Origin of the sequence: Achromobacter sp. JUb104 (assembly GCF_024806975.1) — a bacterium.
Classification (GTDB): Bacteria; Pseudomonadota; Gammaproteobacteria; order Burkholderiales; family Burkholderiaceae_B; genus Achromobacter; species Achromobacter spanius.
The window spans coordinates 1,355,601-1,372,674 of record NZ_JANUEY010000001.1 but is presented as its reverse complement, the minus strand read 5'-3'; the positions used below and the strand labels follow the sequence as shown (position 1 = coordinate 1,372,674).

General features: G+C 66.1%; 14 protein-coding genes and 1 pseudogene. 7 read left to right on the top strand and 8 right to left on the bottom strand.

Annotated features, from left to right (window positions below; translation table 11 throughout):
* Positions 1–21: 21 nt before the first annotated feature.
* Positions 22–1,824 (top strand): annotated as a pseudogene (locus tag M2361_RS06330) (ribonucleoside triphosphate reductase); the annotation flags it as partial.
* Positions 1,793–2,551, top strand: coding sequence for an anaerobic ribonucleoside-triphosphate reductase activating protein (locus M2361_RS06325; RefSeq protein WP_259247103.1), 759 nt, complete (start codon positions 1,793–1,795; stop codon positions 2,549–2,551). The pseudogene M2361_RS06330 and the gene M2361_RS06325, both read left to right, overlap by 32 nt.
* Positions 2,552–2,603: 52 nt before the next feature.
* Here the strand turns inward: M2361_RS06325 and M2361_RS06320 are convergent, their stop codons facing one another.
* A complete protein-coding gene (locus M2361_RS06320) occupies positions 2,604–4,025 on the bottom strand; it encodes a PLP-dependent aminotransferase family protein (protein ID WP_259247100.1) in 1,422 nt (473 codons plus the stop codon).
* Positions 4,026–4,156: 131 nt separating this feature from the next.
* On the opposite strand from M2361_RS06320, the gene M2361_RS06315 reads away from it, so the two are divergent.
* The 3 genes from M2361_RS06315 (at position 4,157) to M2361_RS06305 (ending at position 7,400) form a co-directional block, all read left to right on the top strand.
* Entirely contained in the window at positions 4,157–5,446 is a 1,290-nt protein-coding gene (locus M2361_RS06315; RefSeq protein ID WP_259249249.1) for a hydroxymethylglutaryl-CoA reductase, degradative, read from the top strand.
* 80 nt (positions 5,447–5,526) lie between these two features.
* Positions 5,527–6,015 carry a hypothetical protein gene (locus tag M2361_RS06310; protein WP_259247099.1) on the top strand — a complete coding sequence of 163 codons (489 nt, stop codon included), beginning with the start codon at positions 5,527–5,529 and terminating at the stop codon, positions 6,013–6,015.
* Positions 6,012–7,400, top strand: a complete 1,389-nt coding sequence (locus M2361_RS06305; RefSeq protein ID WP_259247095.1) for a tripartite tricarboxylate transporter permease — start codon at positions 6,012–6,014, stop codon at positions 7,398–7,400. Before M2361_RS06310 ends, M2361_RS06305 begins: the two co-directional genes overlap by 4 nt.
* A 5-nt stretch (positions 7,401–7,405) precedes the next feature.
* Here M2361_RS06305 and M2361_RS06300 read toward each other — a convergent pair whose 3' ends face one another.
* The 5 genes from M2361_RS06300 to M2361_RS06280 all read right to left on the bottom strand — a co-directional run bounded on the left by M2361_RS06300 (position 7,406) and on the right by M2361_RS06280 (position 12,571).
* Positions 7,406–8,305 (bottom strand): SMP-30/gluconolactonase/LRE family protein, encoded by a 900-nt coding sequence (locus tag M2361_RS06300; protein ID WP_259247094.1) that lies wholly within the window; start codon positions 8,303–8,305, stop codon positions 7,406–7,408.
* Positions 8,306–8,318: 13 nt separating this feature from the next.
* Entirely contained in the window at positions 8,319–9,326 is a 1,008-nt protein-coding gene (locus M2361_RS06295) for a tripartite tricarboxylate transporter substrate binding protein (protein ID WP_259247093.1), read from the bottom strand.
* Positions 9,327–9,357: 31 nt separating this feature from the next.
* Positions 9,358–10,344, bottom strand: coding sequence for a tripartite tricarboxylate transporter substrate binding protein (locus M2361_RS06290; RefSeq protein WP_259247092.1), 987 nt, complete (start codon positions 10,342–10,344; stop codon positions 9,358–9,360).
* A complete protein-coding gene (locus M2361_RS06285) occupies positions 10,341–11,546 on the bottom strand; it encodes a CaiB/BaiF CoA-transferase family protein (RefSeq protein ID WP_259247090.1) in 1,206 nt (401 codons plus the stop codon). Before M2361_RS06285 ends, M2361_RS06290 begins: the two co-directional genes overlap by 4 nt.
* An 86-nt stretch (positions 11,547–11,632) precedes the next feature.
* Positions 11,633–12,571, bottom strand: coding sequence for a hydroxymethylglutaryl-CoA lyase (locus tag M2361_RS06280; protein ID WP_259247089.1), 939 nt, complete (start codon positions 12,569–12,571; stop codon positions 11,633–11,635).
* Positions 12,572–12,791: 220 nt separating this feature from the next.
* Here M2361_RS06280 and M2361_RS06275 point away from each other — a divergent pair, with 220 nt between their 5' ends.
* Both M2361_RS06275 and M2361_RS06270 read left to right on the top strand, forming a co-directional pair.
* Positions 12,792–13,520, top strand: coding sequence for an IclR family transcriptional regulator (locus M2361_RS06275; protein ID WP_259247083.1), 729 nt, complete (start codon positions 12,792–12,794; stop codon positions 13,518–13,520).
* A gap of 153 nt (positions 13,521–13,673) precedes the next feature.
* A complete protein-coding gene (locus M2361_RS06270) occupies positions 13,674–14,831 on the top strand; it encodes a nitronate monooxygenase family protein (protein ID WP_259247081.1) in 1,158 nt (385 codons plus the stop codon).
* Between the two features lie 5 nt (positions 14,832–14,836).
* Here M2361_RS06270 and M2361_RS06265 read toward each other — a convergent pair whose 3' ends face one another.
* Together M2361_RS06265 and M2361_RS06260 are read right to left on the bottom strand one after the other, a co-directional pair.
* Complete coding sequence (locus tag M2361_RS06265; RefSeq protein WP_259247079.1) at positions 14,837–16,309, bottom strand: HAMP domain-containing sensor histidine kinase; 1,473 nt, start codon at positions 16,307–16,309, stop codon at positions 14,837–14,839.
* Positions 16,306–17,034 carry a response regulator transcription factor gene (locus M2361_RS06260; RefSeq protein ID WP_259247076.1) on the bottom strand — a complete coding sequence of 243 codons (729 nt, stop codon included), beginning with the start codon at positions 17,032–17,034 and terminating at the stop codon, positions 16,306–16,308. Before M2361_RS06260 ends, M2361_RS06265 begins: the two co-directional genes overlap by 4 nt.
* Between the last annotated feature and the right edge of the window lie 40 nt (positions 17,035–17,074).

The window sequence follows — 17,074 nt, the reverse complement described above, 5'->3', positions numbered from 1 at the left end:
ATTCCCTCCGCCTCGTTCGACCGCAACAAGCTGGTCGACGTGGAAAGCGCCATGGAGGAATACCTGGACCAACGCGATTGGCGCGTCAACGCCAATGCCAACCAGGGGTACAGCCTGGGCGGCCTGATCCTGAACGTGGCCGGCAAGGTCACGGCCAACTATTGGCTATCGCACGTGTTCACGCCCGAGGCGGGCCAGGCGCATCGCGACGGCGATCTCCACATCCATGATCTGGACATGCTTAGCGGCTATTGCGCCGGCTGGTCGTTGCGCCAATTGCTGACCGAAGGCTTCAACGGCGTGCCCAGCAAGGTGGAATCCACGCCGCCCAAACATATGTCGGCGGCCATCGGCCAGATCGTCAACTTCCTGGGCACGCTGCAAAACGAATGGGCGGGCGCGCAAGCGTTCAGCTCGTTCGACACCTACATGGCCCCCTTCATCCGCCGCGACGCCATGACGTACGCGGACGTGAAGCAGGCCATGCAGGAACTGATCTTCAACCTGAACGTGCCCAGCCGCTGGGGCACGCAAACGCCCTTCACCAATCTGACCTTCGACTGGACCTGCCCCGCCGACCTGAAAGAACAGGTGCCCTACGTGGGCGGCGAGGAAATGCCGTTCGCCTATGGCGAGCTGCAAGCAGAAATGGACATGATCAACCGCGCCTACATCGAAGTGATGATGGCCGGCGACGCCCGGGGCCGCGTGTTCACCTTCCCGATACCCACCTACAACATCACGCCGGATTTTGATTGGGAGCACCCCAACACCACGCGCCTGTTCGAGATGACGGCGCGCTATGGCCTGCCCTACTTTCAGAACTTCTTGAATTCGGATCTGGAACCGCACATGGTGCGGTCCATGTGCTGCCGCCTGCAACTGGACCTGCGCGAATTGCTCAAGCGCGGCAACGGCCTGTTCGGCTCGGCCGAGCAGACCGGATCCGTGGGAGTCGTCACCATCAACTGCGCGCGGCTGGGCCATACCTGCCAGGGCGATGAAGTCCGGCTGATGCAACGCCTGGACCACCTGCTGGAACTCGGCCGTGACGTGTTGGAAACCAAGCGCCGCGTGGTGCAGCACTACATCGACCAAGGCCTGTACCCCTACACCCGCCGCTACCTGGGCACCTTGCGCAACCACTTCAGCACGCTGGGCGTGAACGGCATCAACGAGATGATCCGCAACTTCACGCACGACGCCGACGACGTCACCACGCCGGCCGGCCACGCGCTGGCGGTGTGCCTGTTGGACCGCGTGCGCGAGCGCATGACGGAATTCCAGGAACAGACCGGGCACCTGTACAACCTGGAAGCCACACCCGCCGAAGGCACCACCTATCGCTTCGCGCGCGAAGACCGCAAGCGCTTTCCCGGCATCTTGCAGGCGGGTAGCGACGCGCATCCCTACTACACCAACTCCAGCCAATTGCCGGTGGGCCATACCGACGACCCCTTCCATGCGCTGCAATTGCAGGAAACGCTGCAAGGCAAATACACGGGTGGCACCGTGCTGCACCTGTACATGAACGAAGCCGTGTCGTCCGCCCAGGCATGCAAGGAATTGGTGCGTCGCGCGCTGACGAACTTCCGCCTGCCCTACCTCACCGTCACGCCCACGTTTTCCATCTGCCCCCACCACGGGTATCTGGCTGGGCACCACGACGTCTGCCCCAAGTGCGAGGCCGAGGGCAACGCCCCCGAACCGGTGCGCTGCGAAGTCTGGACCCGCGTCATGGGTTATCACCGCCCCGTGTCGTCCTTCAACACCGGCAAACAAGGCGAATTCCATGAACGCCGCTTCTTCGTCGAACAGCACTGAACCCGTCGCGCGCCGGCCCGCGCGCGCTGCGCCCCCGCAACCCGTGGCGACGGCCCTGCCCCGGCATGCGCCCGCCATCGGCGGACTGGTTCCGTTTTCAACGGTGGATTGGCCCGGCCAATTGGCGGCCGTCGTGTTCATTGCCGGGTGCCCGTGGCGCTGCCATTACTGCCACAACCCCGATCTGCAAACCCGCGCCGCGCGGTACGACTGGCGCGATACGCGCGCCTTTCTGAGAGACCGCGCGGGCTTGCTGGACGCGGTGGTGTTTTCAGGCGGCGAGCCGCTGTCCGAACCCCGCCTGCCGTCGTTGATCCGCGACGTGCAGCGCATGGGCTACCGCGTGGGCCTGCATACGGCCGGCATCTACCCCTTGCGCCTGGCCGATGTGTTGCGCCATCTGGATTGGGTGGGGCTGGACATCAAGGCCGATGCACAAGGCTACGACGACATCACCGGCCGCCGCGACTCCCATCGCCCCGCGATGGCGTGCCTGACGCAGTTGCTGTCGGCGGGTACGGACTTTGAATGCCGCATCACCTGGCACCCTGATTGGCTGGCCGAGGACCGGCTGCTGGTGATGGCGCAAGCGCTGGCGCGCCGGGGCGTGCGGCGCTTTGCGGTGCAGGCGGCGCGCGGCGCTTCCAACCTGCATGCCGCGCGCATGCTGAGTCCGCCAGCGCAGGCGAGCATGGCGCGGTGGTTCGACGAATTCACTTATCGCTGAACCGAAAGAACGGCGGAAGAAGGCAGCAGAAAGAGCCGGCGGTCTCATGCGCCTAACGCCGCGCCGCCAGCGCCTTTTCCAACGTGGCCCGAAAACGCGGCGACCCGATAGCGCCCACATTGCAACGCGACCACGGCGACACCGCCGTGGGGTCCACGCTGAACACGCGGCCCGGCGCCATGATGACTTTCTCGGGCATGAGATCCGTGGCCAGCGTCAACGAGTCCGCCACGCCCGGAAACGATGACCATAGATACAGCGAACTGGTCGGCCGCGAGTACACCTCGGCGCCCAGTGCATCCAACACCTGCAAGGCATGGCCGGTGGCGGCCTCCAGCCGTTGGCGCAAGCGCGCCAGATGGCGCTCGTAGTGCCCTTCGCGCAGCATCACGTCCACCATGCGCTCGCAGTATTCCGAACTGCTCACGTGCACCAGCGCCTTCAGATCGGCCAGGTCGCTGGCCAGGGCCGCGTTGCAGGCGATGAAGCCCACGCGCAGCGCCGCCGAGAACGACTTCGAAAAACTGCCGATGTAGATCGTGCGCTCCAACTGGTCCAGCGCCGCCAGCCGCACGGCGGACGTGGGCTTGAAATCCGCCAGCGCATCGTTCTCCACGATCATCAGGTTGTAGCGCTCGGACAATTGCAGCACCTTGTAGGCCTTGGCCAGCGAGATGTCGGACCCGGTCGGGTTGTGCGCCAGCGACTGCGTAAAAAACAAGCGCGGCTTCTCGCGCTGCAACAAGGCTTCCAGCGCGGCCACGTCCGGCCCGTCCGACAGGCGCGGCACGCCCAGCATGCGCACGCCCGCCAGCTTCAGCTTGCCGAACAGCGGGTAGTAGCCCGGGTCGTCCACCAGCACGGTCGCGCCGGGCGGCACAAAGTAGCGGATCACCAGGTCCATCGCCTCGTTGGCGCCATGGGTCAGCACCAACTGCGACGGCGCCACATTCACGCCCACATCGCCCAGCTTGCGCACCAGGCTTTCGCGCAGCGGCGCGTAGCCAAAGCGGCTGCCGTAGCGGAACAGCGCGCCCAGCCCGGTGCGCACCACCTTCTGGTGATAGCGGTCCATGCGCATGTCGGCCAGCCATTCCACGGGCGGAAAGCCATCGCCCGCCTGGACCGCGTCGGGCTGCGTCTTGAGCTGTTCACGCATGAGCCAGACGATGTCCATGGCGCGGCTCAATTGGCCGGGTTCCTCGTCGGCCGCCTTGCGCGCGAAGTCTCCGTCCAGCACAAAAAAGCCCGACCCACGGCGCGGTTCAACCAGCCCCTGGGCCACCAGCATTTCAAACGCCACCACCACGGTGTTCTTGGCGTAGCGGTGCAACTGCGACAGTTCGCGCAGCGACGGCAGCTTGTCGCCCGGGCGGTAGACGCCGTCGGCAATCTGCTGGCCGATCAGCTTAGCCAGGCTTTCCGCAATGGGCGCGCCGCGCGGCCGTTTACCGGTGTTGCTGAGGTCATTCATGGGATGTTTTCGCCCGGGATACCCGTCAAAATTGGTGCAGTGCGATGGTACTGTTTGGCAAAACTGTACCTCTCAATAGCGGTACAGTTTACCTAGAATCAGGCCACTCAATAACGATACGGAGACCTGCCATCGTGGCCGATTCACGCCTACCCAACTTTCGCGCGCTGACCCCCGCACAACGCCTGTCCGCCATTGCCCAGGCCGCCGCGCTGACCCCCGATGAACAACAATTGCTGGCCCAACCCGGCGCGCTGGGACTGGACCGCGCCGACGGCATGATCGAAAACGTCATTGGCGCGTTCGAACTGCCGCTGGGCGTGGCGGGCAACTTCCAGGTCAATGGCCGCGACGTGCTGGTGCCGATGGCGGTTGAAGAGCCGTCGGTGGTGGCGGCGGCGTCCTACATGGCCAAGCTGGCGCGCGAATGCGGCGGCTTTGAAACGTCCAGCACCCGCCCCCTGATGCGCGCGCAGGTGCAGGTGCTGGGCCTGACCGACCCGCACGGCGCGCGGCTGGCGCTGCTGCGCGAACGCGAACGCATCCTGACGCTGGCCAACAGCCGCGACAAGGTGCTGATCGAGCTGGGCGGCGGCTGCCAGGACATCGACGTGCATGTGTTCGCCGACACGCCGCGCGGCCCGATGATCGTGCTGCACCTGATCGTGGACGTGCGCGACGCCATGGGCGCCAACACCGTCAACACCATGGCCGAAGCCGTCGCGCCGCTGGTGGAAGAAATCACGGGCGGCTCGGTACGCCTGCGCATCCTGTCCAACCTGGCCGACCTGCGCCTGGCGCGCGCCCGCGTGCGACTGACCCCGCAAGTGCTGGACACCAAGGAGCGCAGCGGTGCCGACATCATCGAAGGCGTGCTGGACGCCTACACCTTCGCCGCCGTCGACCCCTACCGCGCCGCCACGCACAACAAGGGCATCATGAACGGCATCGACCCCGTCATCGTCGCCACCGGCAACGATTGGCGCGCAGTGGAAGCCGGCGCGCACGCCTACGCCGCGCGCTCGGGCCGCTACACGTCGCTGACCACCTGGGAAAAGGACACGTCAGGCGCCTTGGTGGGCACCATCGAAATGCCCATGCCCGTGGGCCTGGTGGGCGGCGCCACCAAGACGCACCCGCTGGCCCGGCTGGCCTTGAAGATCATGGACGTGCGCTCGGCCCAAGAGCTGGGCGAAGTGGCGGTGGCCGTAGGCTTGGCGCAGAATCTGGGCGCGCTGCGCGCCCTGGCCACCGAAGGCATCCAACGCGGCCACATGGCCCTGCACGCGCGCAACATCGCGCTGGTGGCAGGCGCCGTGGGGGCCGAGATCGATACGGTCGCCAAGCGCATGGCCGAGGAAAAAGACGTACGCACCGACCGCGCGCTGGCCTTGCTGGAGGAACTGCGCGCCAAGAAATAAGCCCTGGCCCCCGGCCACATAAGAACAGAGGCGATGCGTCCCAGGCACGGCCGCATCGCCCCACCACAACGGAGAGAGACATGGAACCAAAATCCCCAGCGCCGTCCTGGCGCCTGGCAGAAGTGTGGAACGACACGGTGGACCTGCGCCAACTGGCGTGGGCCATCGGCATCGGCATCGCCATCAGCGTCACCGGCTTCTTCGCCGCCAGCCGCTGGTTGCGCGGCGTGGTGGCGTCGCCGGAACTGGCGCACGCCTACGCCATGCTGGCCGGTCTTGCCGGCTGCGTGATCGCGGGCGTGATCTGCGCCCGCCTGTTTCCGCCCAAGCGCGAAGTGGTCGAACATGCCTCCACGCATGACCCCGCCTGGCGCGCCGAAGTGCTGGCCGAACTGGCCGAACAGCCGGGCGGCCTGGGCTCGGTGGCCGACCTGCCCGAGCCCGTGGTGCGTGAGCTGAAGGAACTGGGTCTGTACGAACTGTTCGCCGAAGCGCCGCCGAAGCCCCAGTCCGCAACATCGCCATCCGCCTCCCAGCCGCAAGGCGCATCCAAGGAGGCGCTGGCATGAGCGACCCCATCCTGCTTGAACAAATCATGGTGGCCGCCGCCATGGGCCTGCTGGGCGCGGTGGTGTTCGCCGCCATCGGCCTGGTGTCAGGCACCGACGAGACCACCACGCTGGCGCCGCTGACCTTGCTGGTGGTGCTGCTGGGCGTGCCGCCCGCCGGCGTCTTCACCTTCTTTCTGGCCGGCGCCGTCGCCAAGCACATGACGCACGCGGTGCCCACGGCGTTATTGGGGATACCCGGCGACACCCTGGCCACGCCGCTGCTGCAAGACGCGAACATGCTGCGCAAGCTGGGCGTGCCGCACATTGCCTTGCGCAAGATGGTGTCCGGCGCCATCGTGGCCGCTTTCGTGGCGGTGCCGCTGGCCGTGCTGTTCGCCGTGTTGCTGGCGCCGTTTGGCGCGGCCATCACCAAATCCGCGCCCTGGATCTTTCTGGCGGCGGCGGTGCTCATCGCGTACTTCTCGGCCGGACGCTGGTCGGCGGTCGCGCTGCTGGTGCCTTTCGTAGTGGTGATCATCGCCCTGCAAAGCCTGACCGCCAAGTACGGCGTCAAGCTCAGCATCAGCTACTTCCTGGGCATCGCCATCGGCCCGTTGATCGCGGATCTGTTCACCGTGGTGTCGCCCATGGGGCGCAAGACAATGATGCGCGACAAGGTTCGCACGTTCTCGCTGGCACCCGACGTCAAGGGCTGGTCGGGCTATTTCCCCAACCCGCTCAAGGTCATGGACCGCGTGCAGACGCGTTGGACCCTGGCCACCGCCGCCGTCTCCAGCGCCACCTTCGTGTTCAGCCCCGTCGCCATGACCGTGGTGCTGGGCGAGCTGGTGGGGTCGCGCATCAAGCATGCCTACCATCGGCTGACCACGGTGCTGTCGGCGCGCAACGGCGTCACCGAAGCCACCTATATTGCCGAGGCGCTGATTCCGTTGATCGCCTTCGGCCTGCCGCTTAGCCCCGTGGCCGCCGGCCCCGCCGCGCCGCTGTTCAACGCGCCGCCGCGCTTCACCGTGGACGCCGCCACCGGCCAGACGCACAACCTGCACAACCTGCTGAACCACTGGGAATTCCTGGGCTACGGCATGCTGGCCGTGCTGTTGGCGGCGCTGGTGTCTTACCCCTTCGCCATGAACTTCGCGCGCCGCGCCGCGCTGTTCGTGTCGCGCCGCGTCAGCCACGAAGCCATCATCGCCACCTTCGTGGGCCTGATCATCGTCATCAGCATCTGGGAAGGCCAATTCCTGGGCCTGCTGGTCATCCTGACGATGGGCCTCTTTGGCGGCCTGCTGTCGCGCCGCTTCGGCTTCAACACGGGCGTGCAGTTCATGGGCTACTACACGGCCGTGCTGTCGGTGCCGGCGATTGTGAAGCTGATGGCCTGATCGCGTTACGCCGGCAACGGCGCTTCAAGAATCGCCCCGGTTGCGGATTCCGTCATCACGACGGTGCCGCCATCGGGGCGTATTGCCACATTGGTGACCGTGCTGCCGGCGATCGGGCTTTTCAGAAAGTGCGTGACTTCGCCGCCCGCGTTCAGCACGAAGACGCCGCCCAGGCTGGCATGCGCCACCAGCAAGCCGCCCGTTGGGGTGCAGGCCAGCCCGTCGGGGCCGCTGGTGCCAAAGAACGTGCGAAACGCCCCCATCTTGCTCAGCGAGCCATCTTGCATCAACGGCCCGCGCCACACCTGATTGGCGCGCGTCACGGCCACGAACAGCACCTGTTCCCGCGCGTCCAGCGCAATGCCGTTCGGGCTGGGCGCATTGGCCAGCAGCAGGTCCAGGCGACCGCTGTCCGGGTCATAGCGATACACCCGGCCCTGCGGGTCGTGCAGCCCCGTCTGCCCCTGGTCCGTGAAATAGAGCCGGCCGTTGCGATCAAACACCAGATCGTTCACGCCCTTGAACGATTCGCTGTTACGCTCGCCCAGCACGGTGTCCACGTTGCCAGTGGCCGGGTCGCATCGCAGAATGCCGTGCCGGTAATCGGCTACCCACAGGCTGCCGTCCTGATGGCGCGCCAGGCCGTTGGGCCAGCCGCCCGTCTCCGCCACGACGCGCCAGTCGTTGGCATCGTCGATGCGCAGGATGCGGCCGTGGGGAATGTCCGTCACGTACAGCGCGCCGCTGTCGTCAAAGACAGGCCCTTCCAGAAAGCAATCCACGGGGTGGCCCGCCTTGTTGGCGTCGGCCCAGGCGCTGCGCCGTGGCAGCCGCAAGGTGTCTGGCATGACCGTGACCACACGCGCCTCGATCACCATCGGCGGTTTGAAATCCAGGTTCCACATGATGCCGCCTTCCCTATTCGGGCTTGATGCCCACGCGCTTGCCCACGTCGGCCCATAGGACAACCTGATCTTGCACGTAGGCACCGAACTGCGCCACGGGCATGGAACGATGCCGCGCGCCTTCGCGGGCCATGTTTTCCTGCATGGCGGGCTCGCTCATCACTTGTGCCACCAACTGGTTCATCTTGGTGACGATGGCATCGGGCGTGCCCTTGGGCGCGGCCAAGCCAAACCAGTTCAGCACCTGATACGAGGGCAAGCCCGCCTGCGCGAAGGTCGGCACGTTGGGCAAGGCAGCGAGCCGCTCGGTGCCGGTTACCGCCAATGCGCGCACGCGGCCACCCTGTACGGGTGCGATGGCGGTGGGCGCCGCCGTGATCAAGAGGTCGATCTGCCCGGCCATCAAGTCCGCCAATGCCGCGCCCGCGCCGCGATACGGAATGTGCGCCAGCTTCACCTTCGCTTCGCTCTGGAACACTTCGGCGGCCAGATGGGTGGAACTGGCTTGCCCGCCAGACCCGTAGTTCAGCGTGCCGGGCGCTTTGCGCGCCTGCGCGATCAGCGCGTCCATGGTCTTGAACGGCGATTTTTCGGGAACCAGCAGTACCAGCGGCGTTTCGATGATCTCGCTGACGTGGACCAGATCGTTCTCATAATCCCAGGGCAGCTTGGAGAAGAGCAGCGGCAGCATGGTGTACGTGGTGTCCGTCACCAGGAAGGTGCTGCCGTCTGGCGTGGACCGCGCCACCTCTTGCGTGGCGATCGTGCCGGACGCACCAGTCTTGTTTTCGACGATGAACGTCTTGCCGGTCGTCTCGGATAGCTTCTGCGCCACTTGCCGCGCGGCGTAGTCCGTTGTGCCACCCGGCGAATAGGGAACGACCAGGCGCACGGGTTTGTTGCCGGGCCAATCGGCGGTGCTGCCGGCGCTGTCGGCAGCCTGCGCGGGCACGCAGGCCAACCCCGTCGCGGCCGCAAGCAGAGCGCGGCAAAAGGCGCCGCGCGCAAAAAGCATAGTCATGATGTTGTCTCCGTTTTTTTAATCAATCGTTTCAAGCCGCCGTCTGGATGCCGGCTTCGCGGATCAGCGCCGCCCATTTCTTTTGTTCGTCCAGAATGTATTGCTGCGCCACTTGGGGCGAACCGCCCATCGCCTTGCTGCCTTCCGCCGTGAACATGGCGATGGTGGCCGGGTCCGCCAGCACCTTCTGCACCACGCTGTTGACCGCCTCGATCACCTCGGGCGGGGTGCCGGCGGGCGCCACCAGCGCCTTCCAATCCAAGGCCTCGAAGCCATCGAATCCGGATTCCGCCACGGTCGGCACATCCGGCAGGATGGACAGGCGCTCGCGAGCGCTGACAGCCAAGGGGCGCAGCACTTTTCCTTTCAGCATTTCCTGCGCGGCCTGCGGCGTGGCGAACATGTAGTCGGTGTTCTCGCCCAGCAGGTCGTTCAACGCGGGCGCCGCGCCCCGGTACGGCACGTTCAGCACCTGGAACTTGGCCTGATACGCCAGCAGCTCGCCCGCCAGGTGGCCCACCGTGCCCGAACCGGCAAGCGCCTGCTTGATGGCGCCGGGCTGCGCGCGCGCTTCCTTGACCAGGTCGGCCAGCGTGTTCCAGCGCGCATTGGCCTTCACCACCAGCACCACGGGCAGCGACGCAATCATGGCGACCGCCGCGAAATCCTTGCCCGCATCGAACGGCATCTTGGGCATCAGCGCGGGGTTGATCGCCAGATTGGCGGTTTGGCCCATGCCCAGCATGAAGCCGTCGGGCCGGGTCTTGGCCACTTGGTCCATGCCAATGTTGCCGCCCGCGCCGGGGCGGTTTTCCACCACTACCGACCACCCTGCCGCCCCCGTGATCTTGGCGGCGATGGCGCGCGCCACCGAATCGGTGCCGCCGCCCGGCGTGTAGGGAACGATCAGCCGGATGGGCCGGCCGTCGGGATACGCGGATGCGGCATGCAGGCGCAACGGCAAGGCCGCCGCGCAAAGGGTTGCGCCCAGGAACGAACGTCGGGTCAGAGTGATCATGATGGTTGGTCTCCTTCTGTTATGCGCCTTGCTTTCAAGGCCGCGATCTCATCGTCGCGATAGCCGACCGCCCGCAAGAGCGCGTCGGTGTGTTCGCCCACAGCCGGGGGCTGCAAGCGGATGGGGGGTTGCCGCCCGTCCAGCGTTAACGGGGTCAGCGGCACAAAGCTGTCAGTGCCATCCGGCAGCGTGATCGGCGCCAGCCCGCCGGTGGCTTTCAGATGCGGGTCATCGAACAGTTGCTCGGGCCGGGTGATGGGCGCGAAGGGCAAGCCTTCTGCTTCGAAGCGCGCGGCCAGTTCCGCCGCGCTATGTCCCGCCAGATGCGAACGCAGCAGCGGCATGAGCCAATCTCGCGCGCGGACCCGATCGTTGTTGGTGGCAAGGCGCGGGTCCGACAGCCATTCTTCAAGGCCGAAGGCGCGGCAGAAAATGTCCCACTGCTTGTCGCTGACCACCGCCAGGAAAATCTGCTCGCCATGCTTCACGGTGAACACGTCGTACACCGCCCACGCGGATATGCGGGTGGGCATGGGCGCGGGCGCGCGGCCCGTCACGGCGTACTGCATCATGTGCTGCCCAACCAGGAACACGTTGTTCTCGAACAGCGAGGCTTGCACCTCGGCGCCCACGCCCGTGTGTTCGCGCTGAGCCAGTGCGGCCATGGCGCCCATCGCGCCGAACATGCCGCCCATGATGTCGTTCACGCTGGACCCCGCGCGCAGCGGGTCGCCCGCACGGCCGGTCATATAGGCCAGGCCGCCCATCATTTGCACGACTTCATCCAAGGCGGTGCGATTGTCGTAAGGGCCGGGCAAAAAGCCTTTGTGGCTGACGTAGATCAGCCGGGGGTTGCGCGCCTTCAAGGTGGCGTAGTCCAGGCCCAGCTTTTGCATCACGCCGGCCTTGAAGTTTTCACTGACGACGTCGGCCGTATCGATCAGGCGCAAGGCGGCTTCCACGCCTTCGGGTTGCTTCAGGTCCAGCGCAATGCTCTTCTTGTTGCGGTTGAACATGGGGAAGAAGCCCGCGCCGGAACCCAGCAGGCGGCGGGTGGTGTCGCCGCCTATGGGTTCGACCTTGATCACTTCCGCGCCCAGGTCCGCGAGCAGCATGCCGCAGGTCGGCCCCATCACCATGTGGGTGAACTCGACGACGCGGATGCCTTCATACGGAAGGCGGGACGTTGCACTGCTAGTCATGTGGGATGCACCTTGGTGGCAATAAGGGGGAAGCGGACCCCGCTAGCGGGCCTGGGGTTAGCAGCCGGGAACTAGCGGGTCGGAAGCTAGCGGGCCTGGACAAAGCCCAAGGGCAAGCCGGCGTCCGGCGTCATGCCGTACAGCGGTTCGCCCGGCAGGCCGGCGGCTAGCGGCTGACGCGCCGCGATGATTTTTTCCAGGTCGATGCCGGTACGCACGCCCATGGCTTCAAACATGAAGACCAGATCTTCAGTGACGACGTTGCCCGACGCGCCCGGCGCATACGGGCAGCCGCCCAGCCCGCCCAACGAGCTATCGAAGGTGCGCACCCCTTCGTCCCAGGCGGCCAGGCAATTGGCCAGGCCCAGGCCGCGCGTGTTGTGCATGTGCGCAGCGCCGGCCTTTTCGCCCAATTCCGCGCGCAGGCGGCGGAACAACCGACGCACCTGCGCCGGGTTGGCGTGGCCGACCGTGTCCGACAAGCCCGATTCATCCGCGCCTGCCTCTACGCACATCAGCGCCAGCCGAATCACGTCGTCCTCCGGCACCAGGCCTTGCAGCGTGCAGCCGAACGCGGTGGAAATGCCGGCTTCAAGCTTCACGTGGGGCGCAAGCTCGTCGCGCAGCGCGGCAATGGCGCGCACCTGCTCCACCATTTCTTCCGGGGTCTTGCGCACGTTGGCCAGGGAATGCGCGTGGCTGGCGGATACCGGCATGGTCAGCTTGTGCACGCCGGCCCGCAGCGCGGCCTCGGCGCCGCGCAGGTTGGGCACTAGCGCCATCACCGTCAAACCCGGAATGCGGGCGGCGTAGGCCACGACCTCGGCCGCGTCCGCCATCTGCGGCAACAGGCGAGCCGGCACGAACGACGCCACCTCGATCTCGCGCACGCCGGCCGCCACCAGCGCATCGATCCAACGGAATTTGTCTTGCGTGGGCATGGTGGACGACACCGACTGCAAACCGTCTCGCGGGCCCACTTCGCTGATCAGTACCTGCCCCGGGTTGGGCGCGATATCCGCCATGACTGCGTCTCCTTATATTCTATCTATTAGAACGATGTTCTTTCTTATAGAATTAAAAACGAAGAGAAAATCGCTGTCAAGCGCGAATCCCGGCGCGGCGCGGCGCGATGCTGTGCCTACAATGGCGGCGCCTGTCGTTCTAAAGGATGGAATATGCCGATCGCCCTTCCCTTGCTGGTTCCCATTGCCTGCGCCCGGGCCGTCACCACGCGGAACCGCCATGCCGCGTAAAGCCGCAACCGAATCTGTCGCCGATGCCGACGCCGCCGCCGGCGGCGTTGCCGCGGTAGACCGCGCGATGAGCCTGATGGCCGTGTTCACGCCCAACGACCGCACGCTGTCGCTGGGCGAATTGGCCGAACGCACGCGCCTGTACAAGAGCACGGTGCTGCGCCTGCTGGCTTCGCTTGAACACGCGCAATGGATCCAACGGCTGGACGACGGCCGCTACGCGCTGGGCCCGGAAATTGCCCGCCTGCACGGCATCTATTCCGCTTCGTTTTCCCTTGAGCATGTGGTGGTGCCGGTGTTGCGCGACCTGGTCGCGGCCACTGGTGAAAGCGCGGCCTATCACGTGCGCCAGGGCGACGCGCGCCTGTGCCTGTACCGCGTGGACTCGCCCCACCCGGTGCGCGACCATATCCGCGCGGGCGACCTGCTGCCGTTGGAACACGGCAGTGGTGGGCGCGTGCTGACGGCTTTCGATGACATCCTGGGCAAGGCGCCCGGCCCCGAACAAGCGCTCTACACGCGCATCCGCAAGGACGGCTACTTTGCCGCCATGGGCGACCGCCTGAACGAAGTGGCGGGCATATCGGCGCCCGTGTTTTTGCTGTCGGGTGGCTTGGCCGCCGCTGTGACGCTGACCGCGCCCGTGCACCGCTACAACCCCGACCACCTGAGCCATGTGCTGAACGCAGCCCGGCGCCTGACCGGCCGCGTGGGCTAAGGCCCGCAGCGCTCGTCACGCTCGGCGCGCCGGCAGAGCCAGCCGCGCCCGTTATTCGCTTCGCCCCATCCCCACGCCGCTTGATCCCGCGCAAGGCAACCCGTCATGCCTTGCTCTAGCCTCTGTCCACTTGATCAGAGGAAAGGCTTCAACATGACGTGGTTCAAATCACTCAAACTCGGCGGTCGCGAGCTGCTGCCCATCGTGCAGGGCGGCATGGGCGTCGGCGTGTCGGCGCATCGGCTGGCGGGCGCCGTGGCCAGCCAGAACGCGGTGGGCACCATCGCCAGCATTGATTTGCGCCACCACCATCCCGACCTGCTTGAAAGAACCGACAAGTGCAATGACCGCGACCTGATCGACAGCGTCAACCTGCTTGCGCTGGACCGCGAAGTGCGCGCCGCGCTGGACACGGCGCAAGGCCGGGGCCTGGTGGCGGTGAACGTCATGAAAGCCGTGCGCGGCCACCCAGCACTGGTGCGGCAAGCTTGCGAAAGCGGCGCGCAGGCCATTGTGATGGGCGCGGGGCTACCCATGGACCTGCCCGAGATGACGGCGGATTTTCCCAAGGTGGCGCTGGTGCCGATCTTGTCCGAAGCGCGCGGCGTGGCCGTCGTGTTGAAGAAATGGATGAAAAAAGGCCGGCTGGCCGACGCCGTGGTGATCGAACACCCCGGCCATGCGGGCGGCCATCTGGGCGCCGCGCGCATCACCGACATTCACGACGAACGCTTTGATTTCCAGCGCGTGCTGGCCGACTGCCATGCGCTGTTCGATGAACTGCAATTGGGCCGCGACGCCCCCAAGCTGATCGTGGCGGGCGGCGTAGGCAGCCATGATCAAGTGCGCCATTGGCTGGCGCACGGCGCCGACGGCGTGCAGGTGGGCACCGCGTTCGCCGTCACCCGGGAAGGCGATGCCCATGACAACTTCAAGCGCGTGCTGATGGATGCGGACCCGGCCGAACTGGCCGAATTCACCAGCGTGGCCGGCCTGCCCGCGCGCGCCGTCGCCACGCCGTGGCTGACGCGCTATCTGCGCCAGGAAGCCACCCTGCAAGCCGCCACGCGCTGCGACCCGCGCCGTTGCAGCCAGCGCATGGACTGCCTGACGCAATGCGGGCTGCGCGATGGGCTGTCACGCTTTGGGCAGTTCTGCATCGACTTGAAGCTGGCTGCCGCGCTGCGCGGTGAAGTGAGCCGTGGCCTGTTCTTCCGGGGCGCGTCCAAGCTGCCGTTCGGCAGCGCCATGCGGTCGGTGCGCGAACTGATGGACTATCTGCTGCATGGGCAGATGCCGGCAGCGGCGTAAGCCGCCTACCGCGCCGCCGACAGATCAAACTGAAACACCGCCCCCGGTTCCGGCCGTTCCACCAGCCGGATCTCGCTTTGATGCAGTTGCAAAATGCGCTGCACGATCACCAGACCCAGCCCGCCGCCATCACGCGGCCCTCGGTTCAACGCCGAGGCGCGCGTGAACAAACCGTTGCGCAGTTCGGGCGGAATGCCCTTGCCCGTATCGCTCACCTGCACCTGCACGCGGTTCTGCGCCACGCCCAACTGCAAGTCAATCCGGCTGCCCGGTGGGCTATGGCGAATGGCGTTGTCCAGCAGGTTCGTCAGCACGCGCTCGATCAGGCCCAGGTCGGCTCGCACCAAGGGCAAGGCCTGGGGAATATCCGTAGTCAGTTCCTGCTGGCGGGCTTCGGCGGCAAGCTCGAACTTCTGCATCACGTCCTGCACCAGTTCCGGCAGCGAAAACGTTTCCGGTTCCAGCCGCACCAAGCCCGATTCCAGGCGCGCCAGTTCGAAGAGCTCTTGCGCCAGCCGCCCCACCTTGCGGCTTTGCGCCAGCGCGATGTCCAGATATCGACGCCGCTCGCTGGCGTCCAGCGTTTCGTCTTTCAGGCGCAGCGTTTCCAGGTAGCCATGCAGGGACGTCAGCGGCGTGCGCAGGTCGTGCGAAATATTGGCGACCAGGTCACGGCGCTGCTGGTCTTGCCGCGTCAGCTCGCGCCATTGGTCCGAGATGCGTCCGCCCATCTGCACGAAGCTGCGACGCAGTACCGAGATTTCATTCAAGCTCTGGTCCGTGGCGTCGCCGGGCCGGGCCAAGGCGGCCAGCGCCTTGCCGTCATCGCCTTCAAACGCGCTGACCGCCCGCGTCAAGGCGCGCAGCGGCCGGGTGATCAGCGCAAACGCCGTCAAGCCCGCCACCAGCCCCAGCAAGGCCACCAGGGCGATCGACCACAGCGTGGTGCGCAACACCGAACTGCGCGACACCGACATCGCCAGCGCATCATGCGCCTGCCCTTGCAGCACCACGTACACATAGCCCGCGTCCGACGTTCCCACGCGCACGGGCGCGGCGCTGAACACCTTTTGGGCATCCTCGCTGCGTGGGTCGTCGCCCACAATGGGCAGCATGTCGCCCGCCAGCAGGCGCTTGACCGGGGCCAAGTCCACCTGGCGCCGCTTGATCTGGCCGGCCGGCGCGGCATCACCCACGATGCGGCCATCGTTGTTCAGCAGATAGACCTCTACGGCGGGGTTGACGGCCATCAACATGTCGAACAGCGAACGCACCGCGTCGGGCTTCCAGCCGTTGGCGTCCATCAGCTCGGTGCTGCCGGCAATATGCTGCGCCAGCCCGCTGGACAAGCGCTGCACCACTTCCTGCTCGTAACGGGAATTGGCGGCGATCTGCAACCAGGCCGACGCGCCGCAGCAGGCCAGCAACAGCAGCGCAAAGACGGCGGACAGGCGTTGGGTCAAGGTGAATCGTTTCATGTCGAGCCTCCGGCAGCGCCCGGACCGGCGGCGAATTTATAGCCCCTGCCCCATACGGTCAGAATGCGGCGGGGGTCGGACGGGTCGGCCTCGATCTTCGTGCGCAGCCGGTTGATATGCGTGTTGACCGTGTGCTCATAGCCTTCGTGCTGATAGCCCCACACATGGTTCAGCAGGTCCATCCTGGAAAACACCTTGTCGGGATGGCGGGCAAAGAAATGCAGCAGATCGAACTCGCGCGGCGTCAGATCCAGCCGGCGATCATCCACATCCACCGTGCGCGCGATAGGGTCAATGGACACACCATGCACGGCCAGGCTGCCGGCATCGATGCGCGCATTGCGCTCAATGGCGCTGCTACGGCGCAGCAGCGCCCGCACCCGCGCCACCAGTTCCAGCATGGAAAACGGCTTGGCCAGATAGTCGTCGGCGCCCAGTTCCAGGCCCAGAATGCGGTGCACCTCGCTGGACCGGGCGCTGGTGATGATGATGGGCGTGTAGCGCGCCATGGCCCGCGCGCGCTTGCAGATTTCCAGGCCGTCGATGCCGGGCAGCATCAGGTCCAGCACCAGCGCGTCCCAACTGCCCTCTTCCAGGCGGCGCATGCCCTCGTTGCCGTCGGCCGCGTGTTCCACCTCATAGCCCTCGTCGCGCAGATGCAGGCGCAGCAATTCGGCGATGTGGGCGTCGTCTTCAACAATCAAAACGCGGCGGGGCGTGTCCATGGGGGGCTCGGGCAAGGGAAACACCGCCATTGTCGCCAAT

Coding starts and splice junctions, on each gene's coding strand:
- M2361_RS06300 (WP_259247094.1), bottom strand. CDS start 8,305: ATGTGGAACCTGGATTTCAAACCGCCGATGGTGATCGAGGCGCGTGTG.
- M2361_RS06305 (WP_259247095.1), top strand. CDS start 6,012: ATGAGCGACCCCATCCTGCTTGAACAAATCATGGTGGCCGCCGCCATG.
- M2361_RS06275 (WP_259247083.1), top strand. CDS start 12,792: ATGCCGCGTAAAGCCGCAACCGAATCTGTCGCCGATGCCGACGCCGCC.
- M2361_RS06325 (WP_259247103.1), top strand. CDS start 1,793: ATGAACGCCGCTTCTTCGTCGAACAGCACTGAACCCGTCGCGCGCCGG.
- M2361_RS06295 (WP_259247093.1), bottom strand. CDS start 9,326: ATGACTATGCTTTTTGCGCGCGGCGCCTTTTGCCGCGCTCTGCTTGCG.
- M2361_RS06310 (WP_259247099.1), top strand. CDS start 5,527: ATGGAACCAAAATCCCCAGCGCCGTCCTGGCGCCTGGCAGAAGTGTGG.
- M2361_RS06260 (WP_259247076.1), bottom strand. CDS start 17,034: ATGGACACGCCCCGCCGCGTTTTGATTGTTGAAGACGACGCCCACATC.
- M2361_RS06270 (WP_259247081.1), top strand. CDS start 13,674: ATGACGTGGTTCAAATCACTCAAACTCGGCGGTCGCGAGCTGCTGCCC.
- M2361_RS06290 (WP_259247092.1), bottom strand. CDS start 10,344: ATGATCACTCTGACCCGACGTTCGTTCCTGGGCGCAACCCTTTGCGCG.
- M2361_RS06265 (WP_259247079.1), bottom strand. CDS start 16,309: ATGAAACGATTCACCTTGACCCAACGCCTGTCCGCCGTCTTTGCGCTG.
- M2361_RS06285 (WP_259247090.1), bottom strand. CDS start 11,546: ATGACTAGCAGTGCAACGTCCCGCCTTCCGTATGAAGGCATCCGCGTC.
- M2361_RS06280 (WP_259247089.1), bottom strand. CDS start 12,571: ATGGCGGATATCGCGCCCAACCCGGGGCAGGTACTGATCAGCGAAGTG.
- M2361_RS06320 (WP_259247100.1), bottom strand. CDS start 4,025: ATGAATGACCTCAGCAACACCGGTAAACGGCCGCGCGGCGCGCCCATT.